This window comes from Niallia sp. XMNu-256 (assembly GCF_036670015.1).
Classification (GTDB): domain Bacteria; phylum Bacillota; class Bacilli; order Bacillales; family Cytobacillaceae; genus Bacillus_BD.
Genome location: NZ_CP137636.1, coordinates 3,106,806 through 3,119,736, shown reverse-complemented (window position 1 = coordinate 3,119,736; position 12,931 = coordinate 3,106,806). Strand labels below are relative to the sequence as shown.

14 protein-coding genes are annotated in these 12,931 nt (G+C 36.6%); 7 read left to right on the top strand and 7 right to left on the bottom strand.

What is annotated here, in order from left to right; translation table 11 throughout:
- Positions 1–77: 77 nt before the first annotated feature.
- Positions 78–1,019 (bottom strand): 4-hydroxy-3-methylbut-2-enyl diphosphate reductase, encoded by a 942-nt coding sequence (locus R4Z10_RS15920; protein WP_338470273.1) that lies wholly within the window; start codon positions 1,017–1,019, stop codon positions 78–80.
- 143 nt (positions 1,020–1,162) lie between these two features.
- Entirely contained in the window at positions 1,163–1,744 is a 582-nt protein-coding gene (gene vrrA, locus R4Z10_RS15915; RefSeq protein ID WP_338470272.1) for a VrrA/YqfQ family protein, read from the bottom strand.
- A 320-nt stretch (positions 1,745–2,064) separates the two neighbouring features.
- On the opposite strand from vrrA, the gene R4Z10_RS15910 reads away from it, so the two are divergent.
- On the top strand, positions 2,065–3,372 hold the full coding sequence (locus R4Z10_RS15910) for a DEAD/DEAH box helicase (RefSeq protein WP_338470271.1): 1,308 nt from the start codon (positions 2,065–2,067) through the stop codon (positions 3,370–3,372).
- Positions 3,373–3,393: 21 nt separating this feature from the next.
- Positions 3,394–4,290, top strand: coding sequence for a deoxyribonuclease IV (locus R4Z10_RS15905; RefSeq protein ID WP_338470270.1), 897 nt, complete (start codon positions 3,394–3,396; stop codon positions 4,288–4,290).
- A gap of 137 nt (positions 4,291–4,427) precedes the next feature.
- Here R4Z10_RS15905 and R4Z10_RS15900 read toward each other — a convergent pair whose 3' ends face one another.
- Positions 4,428–4,682 (bottom strand): DUF2624 domain-containing protein, encoded by a 255-nt coding sequence (locus tag R4Z10_RS15900; RefSeq protein WP_338470269.1) that lies wholly within the window; start codon positions 4,680–4,682, stop codon positions 4,428–4,430.
- 168 nt (positions 4,683–4,850) lie between these two features.
- On the opposite strand from R4Z10_RS15900, the gene R4Z10_RS15895 reads away from it, so the two are divergent.
- The 4 genes from R4Z10_RS15895 (at position 4,851) to R4Z10_RS15880 (ending at position 7,682) form a co-directional block, all read left to right on the top strand.
- A complete protein-coding gene (locus R4Z10_RS15895) occupies positions 4,851–5,642 on the top strand; it encodes a metal ABC transporter ATP-binding protein (protein ID WP_338470268.1) in 792 nt (263 codons plus the stop codon).
- Positions 5,639–6,481 carry a metal ABC transporter permease gene (locus R4Z10_RS15890; protein WP_338470267.1) on the top strand — a complete coding sequence of 281 codons (843 nt, stop codon included), beginning with the start codon at positions 5,639–5,641 and terminating at the stop codon, positions 6,479–6,481. Before R4Z10_RS15895 ends, R4Z10_RS15890 begins: the two co-directional genes overlap by 4 nt.
- A 10-nt stretch (positions 6,482–6,491) precedes the next feature.
- Positions 6,492–6,929 carry a Fur family transcriptional regulator gene (locus R4Z10_RS15885; protein WP_338470266.1) on the top strand — a complete coding sequence of 146 codons (438 nt, stop codon included), beginning with the start codon at positions 6,492–6,494 and terminating at the stop codon, positions 6,927–6,929.
- Positions 6,930–7,061: 132 nt separating this feature from the next.
- Positions 7,062–7,682, top strand: coding sequence for a DUF308 domain-containing protein (locus R4Z10_RS15880; protein ID WP_338470265.1), 621 nt, complete (start codon positions 7,062–7,064; stop codon positions 7,680–7,682).
- Between the two features lie 53 nt (positions 7,683–7,735).
- On the opposite strand, the gene ispG is transcribed toward R4Z10_RS15880, so the two are convergent.
- The 4 genes from ispG to R4Z10_RS15860 form a co-directional block, all read right to left on the bottom strand.
- Positions 7,736–8,842, bottom strand: coding sequence for a flavodoxin-dependent (E)-4-hydroxy-3-methylbut-2-enyl-diphosphate synthase (ispG, locus tag R4Z10_RS15875; RefSeq protein ID WP_338470264.1), 1,107 nt, complete (start codon positions 8,840–8,842; stop codon positions 7,736–7,738).
- 275 nt (positions 8,843–9,117) lie between these two features.
- Positions 9,118–9,444, bottom strand: coding sequence for a hypothetical protein (locus R4Z10_RS15870; RefSeq protein WP_338470263.1), 327 nt, complete (start codon positions 9,442–9,444; stop codon positions 9,118–9,120).
- Between the two features lie 129 nt (positions 9,445–9,573).
- The gene (locus tag R4Z10_RS15865; RefSeq protein ID WP_338470262.1) at positions 9,574–10,347 is read right to left on the bottom strand and encodes a DUF1189 domain-containing protein; all 774 of its coding nucleotides are present in this window, start codon (positions 10,345–10,347) and stop codon (positions 9,574–9,576) included.
- Positions 10,348–10,495: 148 nt separating this feature from the next.
- Entirely contained in the window at positions 10,496–11,200 is a 705-nt protein-coding gene (locus R4Z10_RS15860) for a Crp/Fnr family transcriptional regulator (RefSeq protein ID WP_338470261.1), read from the bottom strand.
- A 396-nt stretch (positions 11,201–11,596) separates the two neighbouring features.
- Between R4Z10_RS15860 and R4Z10_RS15855 the strand changes: the two genes are divergently transcribed.
- Positions 11,597–12,829 (top strand): MFS transporter, encoded by a 1,233-nt coding sequence (locus tag R4Z10_RS15855; protein ID WP_338470260.1) that lies wholly within the window; start codon positions 11,597–11,599, stop codon positions 12,827–12,829.
- The last annotated feature ends 102 nt before the right edge of the window (positions 12,830–12,931 follow it).

Here is a 12,931-nt window from a genome sequence, read left to right as displayed (position 1 = left end):
CAGGACGAATTTGATTTTCATTCAGCATAACTCTCCCGCTTCTAACAGAAAAAAAAGCACCCTTGAAAAGGGTGCTCTTATTTTGCCTTTACTTTAGGCAATATTTTATTCAGTGGAACCTTGTTTTCTGTTTTCCATGTCGTTTCATCAAGTGGATCATATTGTTCAAGGAAAGAGATAACTTCTTTTGTAATCGGTGTAGGTGTGGAAGCACCAGCTGTTACTGCTACTGTCTTCGCATCTTTAATCCATTCTAAATCAAGTTCAGTTACATCCCCAATACGATAAGCCTTCGTACCGGCAATCTCCTCGGATACTTGTGCAAGACGGTTAGAATTATTACTTCTAGGATCTCCTACCACAATTAATACGTCGGCTTCACCTGCTTGTTCAGCAACCGCTTCTTGACGAACTTGTGTTGCCATACATATCTCTCTTTCAAACTCAGCATGAGGATATTTCTCTTTAATTCGATCCATAATATTGGCAACATCCCATTGGCTCATTGTTGTTTGATTGGTTACCAAGATTTTATCAGCTTTTAATTGCAAATCCTCTACCTCTTGTTCATTTGACACAAGGTGTACGGCATGTGGAGCAACACCGACTGCTCCTTCAGGTTCTGGGTGATTTTTTTTACCAATATAAATAATCTTGTAGCCCTCTTTTTCCTTATTGCGAATGATGTCATGGGTTTTTGTTACATCTGGGCATGTAGCATCAATGGAGATAAGTCCTCTTTCTTCAGCAATCTTCCTTACCTCAGGTGAAACACCATGTGCTGTAAAAATAACGGTTCCTTTATCCACTTTTTCAATGATTTCTTTACGATTTTGCCCATCCAAAGTAATAATACCCTCTTCTTCAAAAGCATCAGTAATGTGTTTATTATGAACGATCATCCCTAATATATAAATTGGACGTGGTAATGTTTTATCTAAAGCCGCATTACGGGCGATAACCATTGCATCAACAACACCATAGCAATACCCGCGCGGAGAGATCTTGATTACTTTCATCTTCAAACCCTCCCAAGTTTCTACTTTTCCTACTATACCATTATAGTAAACAATCACTTTATAAGCAAAAATCAATTTTAAGTAGCAAAGAGAGGGAAGTTTAATTTTCACATAAATAAAAAAAGAATGCTTATCAACATTCTTTAAATATATAACTTTGGTTTTGATGGTGATGCTTGATATCTTGAGGTTGTTTTTGACTCTGTAGACACTGAATCGCTGGATTCGGAAAAAGTTATGTTAGTTTGTTCTTCCTCTTTTGATGAACTTGACTCATCTTGTTCTCCGTTAAATTCAGGCGCATCTTTTAGGCCGCGGTACAGCTTCCACATCATTGGTAGGTTTTTGACCACCGGTCCGTATTGATGGACCAATGGACCAACCTGATTGGCTGTATTTAACACCTTTTGTGTGTTTGTTAAAAAGTTATTAATGGTATTTGGATTCGTTAATGATCTTAATAGTCCGCCTCCGCCGGCAGCTTGCTGGCCAAATCCACCTCCACCGGCAAATTGTTGGCCAAATCCACCAAGTCCTCTTATGCCTTGTCTCGCTCCGGATTGATTCAATCCGCCAAATAGTCTGGATAGTAAGCCACCACTTCTTTGTTGGAGTTGTCGGGGGCGCATCATTCCGCCCATAGTTGGTGACATCCGCTGGTATGGATGAAAGGATTGTGGTGGTACTTGATATTGCATCGGTCGTTGATGATATCTAGGGTACATTTTTTTCCCTCCTCAGGATCTAACTTTTCACAATTAGCTTCATTTCATCATATGCATTGATTGTTTTTTTTGTTTGTGTGAGTGTCTATATTGAGCCACTAGATAAAATACTATAAAGTGAAACTTCCATTTGAATCGGAAATTTTTTCGTCTTCATCCCTAAACGCGGAGCCGATTGCGGGTTAAAGTTGATAATTTAAGTGCTAAAGCTGGTGAATGTGGTTGAAATTCTTTATAATATGATAATGACCTTTGGGCTTTGGAAAGGATACTTTGGCTATACTAACAATAACAGTAAAGTCATTTAAGGAGTTAAATTCATGAGTGAAACAAAATTTGAACGTTTTAACTTAAAACCATTTATTATAAAATCGGTAAAGGAACTAGGCTTTTTTGAGCCGACAGAAATACAAGAAAGATTAATCCCAACTGTATTAAAAGGGGATAGTGTAATTGGGCAATCACAAACAGGAACTGGCAAAACACATGCTTATGTATTGCCGATCTTACAAAGGGTTGATCCATCTAAAGAAGCTGTACAAGCAGTAATAACAGCGCCAACTAGGGAACTTGCGACCCAGATTTATCATGAAATATTGAAGATTACTAAAAACGCAGATGAGGAAATTACGGTTCGTTTGTTTATTGGTGGGACAGATAAGCAACGGACAATTGAAAAATTAAAACATCAGCCTCAAGTTGTTGTTGGAACACCTGGCCGGATAAATGATCTTATTAAAGAACAAGCTTTATCCGTTTATACAGCTTCGTTTCTCGTGATTGATGAGGCTGATTTAATGCTTGAAATGGGCTTTCTTGAAGACGTCGATCAAATTGCTTCGAGGATGGCAACCGATTTACAAATGTTAGTTTTTTCAGCGACCATTCCTGAAAAGCTTAAACCATTTTTAAAAAAATATATGGAAAATCCTAAATACATCAGCGTAGCACCGGAGCAAAAGGCAGCTGCTAATATTGAGCATTATTTATTGCCTTCAAGGCACAGAGACAAACATGAACTAGTTTATCAGGCGCTATCGACCTATAACCCATATCTTGCGATTGTTTTTACCAATACAAAGAAAATGGCTGATGAAGTGGCGGACGCCTTAATTCAAAAGGGGTTAAAGATTGGAAGAATCCATGGGGATTTATCGCCAAGAGAAAGAAAAAAAATGATGAGGCAAATCCTTGACTTAGAATATCAATACATCGTTGCAACGGATTTAGCTGCTCGTGGGATTGATATTCAAGGGGTAAGTCATGTTATTAATTATGAATTGCCGACAGACCTCGATTTTTATATCCATCGAGTCGGAAGAACGGCACGTGCTGGATTTTCGGGCATAGCCTTGACTATTTATGAGGACAAGGATGAAGATGCGCTAAACAAGCTTGAAAAGCTGGGAATACAGTTTAATCATGTTGATCTTAGGGGAAATGAATGGGTCGACTTAGGTGAACGAAATAAACGAAATAAGCGTCAAAAGCAAGTGAATGAAATAGACTTAAAGGTTAAAACGATGGTTAAAAAGCCTAAAAAGGTTAAACCAGGTTATAAAAAGAAATTACAGCAAGAGACAGAATCCTTGAAACGTAGACAAAAAAGGATGAATAAGAAAAAGTAAGACTTAAAGGGAGAGTAGAAAATGTTGAAAATTGGTTCTCACGTATCGATGAGCGGGAAAAAAATGCTATTAGCTGCCAGTGAGGAAGCAGTTTCTTACGGTTCTAATACTTTTATGATCTACACAGGTGCTCCGCAAAATACTAGAAGAAAGAAAATAGAAGATTTGAACATTGAAGCGGGTAGAAAGCATATGGAGGAAAATGGAATTCGTGATATTATCGTCCACGCTCCATATATTATTAATATTGGAAATGCTGCAAACCCAGCAACTTTCCAACTTGGAGTCGATTTTTTACGAACAGAAATTGACCGGACAGAAGCGATTGGTGCGGGGCAAATTGTTCTGCATCCAGGCTCTCATGTAAAAGAAGGGGCCGAAGTAGGTATTAAGAAGATCATCGAAGGATTAAATGAAGTGTTAACAGCAGAAGACCAAGTACAAATTGCGCTTGAAACGATGGCTGGTAAAGGTTCTGAATGTGGAAGATCTTTCGAAGAATTAGCGATGATTATTGACGGAGTCACACATAACGAGAAGCTTAGTGTTTGCTTTGATACTTGTCATACACATGATGCTGGTTATAATATCGTAGAGGATTTTGATGGGGTTTTAGAAGAATTTGATCGGATCATTGGGGTAGATCGAATCAAAGTACTTCATATCAATGATAGTAAAAATATACGTGGGGCTAGTAAGGATCGCCACGAAAATATTGGTTATGGTCATATTGGCTTTAAGGCCTTAAATTATATTGTTCATCACCCTCAATTAATGGAAATACCAAAGATACTTGAAACTCCATATGTTGGGGAGGACAAAAACAATAAAAAACCCCCATACAAGCATGAGATTGATATGTTGAGGAATCAACAATTTAATGAAAGCCTTCTTGAAGAGATTATGAATCAAGCCTAATATTCATTGGATTGGCTTGCCTGAACACGCCTCAGAATAGCCAGCACAGTGAAAGTAGGTTAGTCATTATTTCCATAAAAGGAGTCTAGCATCTAGCGTAGTGATGCAAGACTCCTTTATTTTTGAGAGGACTTAACCTATTTGGTAAAGGAGGATAATAATTTATTAACCTCATTAGCTGTTTTCTCATTTGTAATCTTTGCGAGTTGCCCGATTAAGTGTGTTCGTTCACGTTCATTAAAAATATTTACCTTTTTTCCTTTAACAAAATTAGCGATTTGTGAAGCTTCTTTTTTGGATATGGATATCTGAAACTGACTGGCATATTTTAGTAATTCATCTGCTGTAATACTATTGATTTTATGATTGATAATATGTTGAAATATACTCATGTTATCACTCCTCCACGATAGAGTATGAAGGTCCCCTCGAATAAGTGATGAAATTCATCTAGAATCACAATTGGAAGAATCTCCAAGGTTTTTATCCTTTTTATTTACTTTTGAGCTAAATTCCTGTAAAATACTAAATCGTAATGATTTCGGAAATTAGGTGAATAAATGAACAAAATGGGGTCCATTATCCAAATAAAAGAATTAACTTATAGATATGAAAAAGAAGCTGTGCTAGAAAATATTCATTTTTCCATTGAAGAAGGGGCATTTCTCGGAATTGTGGGTCCGAATGGCTCTGGAAAATCTACGTTATTAAAATTAATTCTTGGTTTACTAAAAACTCAACAAGGGGAAATCATTCTTTTTGGCGAAGAACAATCCCGTTTTAAAGATTGGCAAAAGGTTGGGTTTGTCTCACAAAAAGCAAATTCCTTCAATACAGGTTTCCCTGCTACCGTTTTTGAAGTGGTACAAAGTGGATTAACAAAGAGGATCGGTTTATTCCGTCGAATGACTAAAGACCAGCACAAAAAAGTGGCTGAGGCTATAGAGTCTGTCGGTTTAGCCCCTTTTAGCAAACGGAATATTGGGGAGCTATCAGGAGGGCAGCAACAAAGAGCTTTCATCGCAAGAGCGCTTGTTAGTGATCCGAAATTATTAATTTTAGATGAGCCAACCGTTGGGGTAGATGCTGTTAATGTAGAGGCTTTTTATCATATTTTAGAGCATTTAAACAAGGATCTTGGCATTACATTAGTATTGGTTACCCACGATATTGGTACAATGGCAGACAAAGTTACAGAAATTGTTTATTTAAATAAAAAGATTTGGTTTCGAGGCAACGCAAAGGAGTTTGCTGAATTAAGCTCAGGCGGAATGCCTTCCTTTTACAACCTTGAACCAGCTATTTTTTCACATGAACAAAGTTTACACCATCACGGAGGACATCAGTCATGATTTCAGGACTCCTTCAATATGAATTTTTACAAAATGCTTTTTTTACAGGGATCATTATTGGCATCATCGCCCCGCTAATTGGTGTCTTTGTAGTCGTAAGGAGATTATCATTAATTGCAGATGCTCTTAGCCATGTAACACTTGCTGGAATTGCGGCGAGCTTATTATTTGAAAAAAAATATCTACCCGGTGTGAAGTTAAATCCGATCTATATGGGAATGTTTTTTTCGGTTGCAGGTGCTCTATTCATTGAAAAGTTGAGAACGGTTTATAAGCATTATGAAGAACTAGCGATTCCGATTATTATGTCAGGTGGAGTCGGGTTAAGTGTATTGTTTATTTCATTAGCCGATGGCTTCAATACGGATCTTTTTAGCTATTTATTTGGGAGTGTGTCAGCTGTAAGCAGGCAAGATTTATGGACGATTTTAATCATTAGTCTTTTTGTAATCGCCCTTGTTATTCTACTCTATAAAGAACTGTTTATTATTTCGTTTGATGAAGAACATGCAAAGGCTTCTGGGCTTCCAGTAAAAGGACTTCATTTGCTATTTATTATTATGGTTGCCCTTGTGATTGCCTCCTCGATGAGAATTGTAGGGGTTTTACTCGTTTCTTCACTAATGACCTTACCTGTGGCAGCTGCAATTAGACTTGCAAATGGATTTAAACAGACGATTCTCTATTCAATTATTTTTGGAGAAACTTCGGTTCTTGGCGGTTTGATTATTTCATATTATTTGGACTTAGCTCCAGGTGGTACGATTGTTATCATTTCGATTATTCAATTGATCATATCCATTTTAGTCAAAAAATGGTTGTTAAAAAGAAAGGTTTGAGGTGTATACAATGAATGTCAATGAAGCCATGACCTTACTAAAGGAGAAGGGCTATAAGCATACAGGGAAAAGAGAAGAAATGCTCCAGTTATTTGCTGATTACAATAAATATTTAACAGCAAAAGAGGTTTTAGATCTTCTTAAAGATCAGTATCCTGGGTTAAGCTTTGATACGATTTATCGAAATTTATCTTTATTCGCTGACCTTGGAATTGTCGAGATGACAGAGCTATCAGGAGAAAAACATTTTCGTCTGACTTGTTCTCATGATCAGCATCACCATCACTTTATTTGCCTCCAATGTGGAAAAACAAAGGAAATCGAAACCTGTCCAATGGACGATCTCACAGAAAGTTTAAAGGGGTTTGATATTTCAGGTCATAAATTTGAAATATATGGGAACTGTCCTGAGTGCTCAGTTAAGGATTTGAAAAATATTCCTCGATAGATAAAATTTGCTATTGTAAAAGCGATACCTTCCGCACAAAATAGAAAGGCCTATCGGGTTGGGCATCACGTACATCCGAAGGCAGTTCAATTATGATTGAACGAATCAGCTTATGAGAGCGGGGGAATTCATGTGGCAGATCTAGACGAACGACAGCGTACTGATCAAAGTCAAGGCAATACAAGCCAAGCTCAAGATAATACAAGCCAAGCTCAAAATAATACAAGTCAAATTCAAAGTTATACAAGCCAAGCTCAAGATAATACAAGTCAAACTCAAAGTTATAAAGAGCAGCGATATACAAATGATCATACACATGGTTATACAGGGCAAAGTTATACAAATGATCAAACTCAAAATAATGTAAGTCAAAATCAGAAAGATACAAGCCGAGAACAACTTTATGCCAGCCTAGAACAAAGGAATGTAAGGCAGTTTTCTAATGAAGGCTTTAATGGGACAGAAGGCTTTCAGGAGGAAACTGCGGCAGAAATAGCACCGCCGTTAACAGGAGCGAAACAAGGTAGCGGTACACGTAATCAAGGTGAAGCAAAAGAAGGAAGCACTGGAATGGGTCTGGCTGCACTGGCCCTATCAATCTTATCCTTGTTTGTCTTTCCGGTTCTGTTTGGAATAACGGGGATTGTTTTAGGATTTATTGCTCGTGGCAGAGGTTCGAAAACCGGAAGCTGGGCGATTACGATTGGTGCCATTTCCTTACTGCTGGGGATATTTGTCCTCCCATTTTTTTAATGGTAGGCTAGATAAAATAAAAAAACGAAGGCGATGTTGCCTTCGTTTTTTTTTTATGCTTTTTGTTTTTCTTCTTCTTGTTTTGCGTAATATTCTTGGGCAAGTATGTCAATTTCCTTTTTCAATTCTTCAACCATTGTTTCCTCAGGTACTTTTCTAACAACCTTTCCTTTACGGAAAAGTAATCCTTCTCCTCTGGCGCCTGCAATTCCAATATCCGCTTCTTTTGCTTCACCAGGGCCATTGACAGCACAGCCGAGAACAGACACTTTAATAGGTGCTTTAATTGTTGAAATATACTCTTCAACTTCGTTGGCAATGCTAATTAAATCAATTTCAATTCGACCGCAAGTTGGACAAGAAATAAGAGTTGCTGCATTCGAGGCAAGACCAAATGATTTTAGTAGCTCCCGGGCCACTTTGACTTCTTCAACCGGATCAGCGCTAAGTGAAATACGTAGGGTATTTCCAATTCCTTTACTTAAGATCGCACCTAAACCAGCCGCGCTTTTAATGGTCCCAGAAAACAGTGTTCCGGATTCAGTAATTCCAAGGTGAAGTGGATAATCAAATGCTTGTGCAGCTTTCTCGTATGCTTCAATCGCTAAATTTACATCAGAAGCCTTCATCGATACAATGATATCGTGAAAATCCAAGTCCTCTAAAATTTTAATGTGATGCAGGGCACTTTCAACCATACCATCTGCAGTAGGGTAGCCATATTTCTCAAGAATCCGCTTTTCGAGGGAGCCTGCATTAACACCGATACGAATTGGAATTCCTCGTTCTTTAGCTGCTTTCACTACAGCTTCCACTTTTTCACGTCTCCCAATATTACCTGGGTTAATTCGGATTTTATCTGCTCCGCCCTCAATAGCTTTTAACGCTAATTTATAATCAAAATGAATATCTACGACAAGTGGAATGTTAATTCTTTTTTTAATTTCAGCAATCGCATTTGCTGCTCTCTCGTCCGGGCACGCAACACGAACAATTTGACAACCTGCTTCTTCAAGTCTGTTGATTTCGTTGACGGTTGCTTCAACATCATGTGTTTTTGTCATTGTCATACTTTGAATGAAAAGTTCATTGCTTCCGCCAATTGTTAAATTACCAACCTTCACTGGTCTTGTTTTTGTACGATGTATAATCTCACTCAATGGTGATTCGCTCCTTTTAAAAAATCATATCTATGTGTATCTATATTATTGTAGCAATGATATTAGGAAATTGACAAGGCATAACTTTATTCAGCAGATGTCCCCCATATCTATAAAAAGGGTAGTTTATCGGTCAACTCGACGACGGACAAGACATCCTAGTCAGGCGAAGCTATAGGATGTGGTGTTTTGAGCCCTGAAAAAAATTACTGGTTACAAATTCTACGGGCGAATTTGATCTTATAAAAGATTGTTTCCAGAAAGATGTTTCCATGTTAGTCTTCCCCGTGATAGTCAGGAAATTTATACTTCTTGCCAGATTGGATTTCTTGTGGTGGCAGATTATCATTTAGTTTTTTAAAATCGGAAACGACTTCGGTAATTGGAACAGGTATTGAATCTTCTAATTGATTCTCGATGATAGAGAGGACAGTGTCACCATTTTGAACGGTCTTTTCAAAATAGGGCAATGACTGAGCACGATCATTCTTCACCTCAGTTTTTTGCTCTGTTGTAACAGCAGGAAGTGTACCATGACTTAAATCGAAATAAATGACATAAAGAACCATTATTATGACTAAAAATGCAACTAGGCGCCTCATAGTTATCCCCCTGTTTCCAGTATCACTTATTCTTATGCTTGTCCAAGTGAAACTAGAACAGGTGTAAGGAGGGTTCAAAAAAAGATGTCTAGCATCCACTTAGTGGGTCTAGACATCTTCACTTTATAATTAATTTTCAGAGGTTGATGATTGAATTTCCTTCATGACTAGGACAAGCATAATGATTGCGACAAACCAATAGATGAGAAAACCGCTTGGAACAATGGTTTTTAATGCTTCCATAATCATAAAGAAGATTGTTGGTAATGTGACGCTGTAGGCTGAAAGTCGCCATAACTGTCCATATTTCAAGTCTTTTCCCAGCATGTTTTTTAACATGAGGCCGATTAGGGCTAAAAAAGAGATACCGATTAATTTGCTGGCAGTTGAAAATAAGTAGATCACTAAACATAAGATTGGGATAAAAATGGGCAGTATGTTGTCCAATGTTGAAGTTAAGTCAATTAAGTCATCTTTTGTGATTGTCATACCAGTAAAAGTCGAATAAGGCATTGATTGTGATTGACCAGCAAACGTATAAATGATTTCATTTTTCAAGATATAAATCGAGTTTGTTGTATTGCCAGCGTCTTCACTTGTGACTGTCCCAGTACTATCAAATAAAATCGTTAAATCGTTTTTATTAATAGTTATCGGGGTCAATTCCTCGGATATGAGTTCGCCATTTTCAATTGTAAATGGCGGTAAGTCATTGTTTAGCGTATCTTGAAGGTTTTCAATCTCATTTATAATCGTTGTACTAAATAAATAGAATGTAGGTAATAGAGATACGAACATAAGTAAAAATACATACAAGATTGTTTTGCCAATCCCTTGCTTACGAAAGGTTGATATTTGTTTGGGGGAGTATAAACTGACAATTAGCTGTTTAAAAATATTCATTTGACACATCCTTTGAAGATTGATCTTTATCGAAAAAATCTAGTTGTAATAATACATCATTGTACCGTTTTAGAAATTAATTGTACAATTTTATGAAATAAAAAAGGTGGTCAGTTCTAATTAAAATAGTCCTGATCACCGTAAAAATTTAGTTTAATCCACAAATTTGTTTACTGCAGTTTTGGCAGTCTACTTCACGTTTTAAATAGGCTAGATTTTTTACTGTAAATCGTTGGTGGTCATAGAAAATGACGTCTTTTTCTCTAAGCTCTTTTAGCATTCTTTGAATGACCTCTCTTGTGCCAAATGTTAAATTCGCTAATTCCTGATGGGTAATAGGCAAATCGATAAGTATTCCATTTTCTGTAACGATTCCGTAGCTATTACATAATCGAATCAGGATCGAATATAGTCCACCTTTTTTTCCATTCATAATTAAATCTTGACATTTAATTTGAGATTTAATATATCTCGTGCACAAATAATTGGATAAAGCTGCGAGGATACTTGGCTCGTTTAAGACATATTCCTCAAATTGAGTTCTTTTAATGACTAAGACATCACAGTTTGAAAGTGTTTTAGCAAAAAAGTGATAAGTAGGGTGTTGCTTAAATAGTTCATATTCGATAATGACTTCTTCTCCGCTTAAAATTTTTAAAGTAAATTCCTTGCCTTTCACATGAACTCTACCAATAGAAACTGTCCCGTTTAATAATAAATAAATATTTTCAACTTCTTCTTTTTCTTGAAATAAATAGGAACCAATAGGTATTTTTTGTATAGGTTCTTTATCAAAAAAATATTGGATTAACAAACTGTAAAGGGAAATATTCAATTCCATTGTGTTTTGCACTTTCTACACCCCTTTAATGTAACAAAAATAAATCGTCTCCCTAAAATGATTTAATCAAAAAATAAACTTCTAGGCAATATCGTCTAGCACGAAATTATGACAAATAAGGAACATTATATGACTTATATCATTACCATCACACTCTTTTTCTACAATCGTGACAATTTATCAGGCTTAACGGGGGTAAAACCCCACTTAAGATTTTAAGTAGAATAAAAGAAGATAGGTGGGCTAATCTTTGATTTTGGTTAGAGTTCTAGCACTAACTGAAAAAGCCTGAGACTCCGGACGCAAATTCGACGGGGAATTTGACTAAATTGAGCAACTTTAGGATTCATTGAATAATGGTATTTAATTTGTTAAAACTACCCCTTATAGACAAAGGGGAGTTTTTAAATGAGTAAATTCAAAAAACACTTGTTCGGTGAAATTGATTTAACGAAAGATCTAGTTTTATTGCTTTTGATTGGGGGACTCTATTCCCTTAGCGTCGCCCTGTCGAATACGTTCGTGAATATTTATTTATGGAAACAAACGGGGGACTTTATCGATATTGGACTCTATAATTTAGCATCTGTAATCGCTCAACCACTAACTTTTATTTTTGCTGGAAGAATGGCAAAAAAAGTAGACAGGGTCATCGTTTTAAGAATCGGTGTCATCTTCTTGGCAATGTTTTATTTGAGTGTTTTGGCATTTGGTTCAGATGCAGCTAAATTTTTATTGCTACTAGGAGCAGTTTTAGGGGTAGGTTATGGTTTTTACTGGTTAGCTTTCAACCTGCTAACATTTGAAATAACAGAGCCAGAAACAAGAGATTTTTTTAATGGATTTTTAGGAATTCTTGCATCTGCTGGTGGAATGGTTGGTCCTATCGCAGCGGGGTATATCATTTCAAGACTATCGAAATCAACTGGTTATTCGATTGTTTTCGGAATTTCTTTAACACTATTTGCCTTAGCGGTTGTTCTTAGTTTTTTTATAAAAAGACGACCTGCACATGGAAAATATGCATTTAAACGAATTCTAGCAGAGCGGAAAAATAACTATAATTGGAAAATGGTCACCAATGCTCATGTCTGCCAAGGGTTAAGAGAAGGGATTTTTGCCTTTATGATATCCGTCTTAGTTTTCCTCTCAACTGGAACTGAGATGGCTCTTGGAAAATATGGATTAGTCAATTCAGGTGTCTCGTTTATAAGTTATTTTGCTGTATCGCGCGTAATCAAAAAGGATCAGCGCTTAAAGTCGATATTAATAGGTGGGGTTTTGTTATATGCGGCGCTTTTCCTAATTGCATTTGATGTTACATATACGAGGCTAATCATTTATGCGGTTACTATTGCCATTGCCTATCCATTATTGCTTGTTCCTTATTCGTCTATTACGTTTGATGTAATCGGGACCGGGTGGAAAGCTGCTGAAATGAGGATCGAATATATCGTGGTTAGAGAAGTATATTTAAATGCTGGAAGAGTAGTATCTATCTTATTATTTATCGTAATGGTAAGCACAATGGATATTGAACGAAGTCTTCCGATTTTATTTTTAGTACTTGGAGCAGGGCATACGTTTATCTATTATTTTATCAGACGTGTAAAATTCAATGTTAAACCAAGAGAGGTCTAAAAGCCTCTCTTTTCTGTTGATAAAATACTTAGATACAGGTATGGAAAAAGTGCTTTAATATATATTTTAGTGGTATTCTTGAAAAATTTCTTTTAATATTAG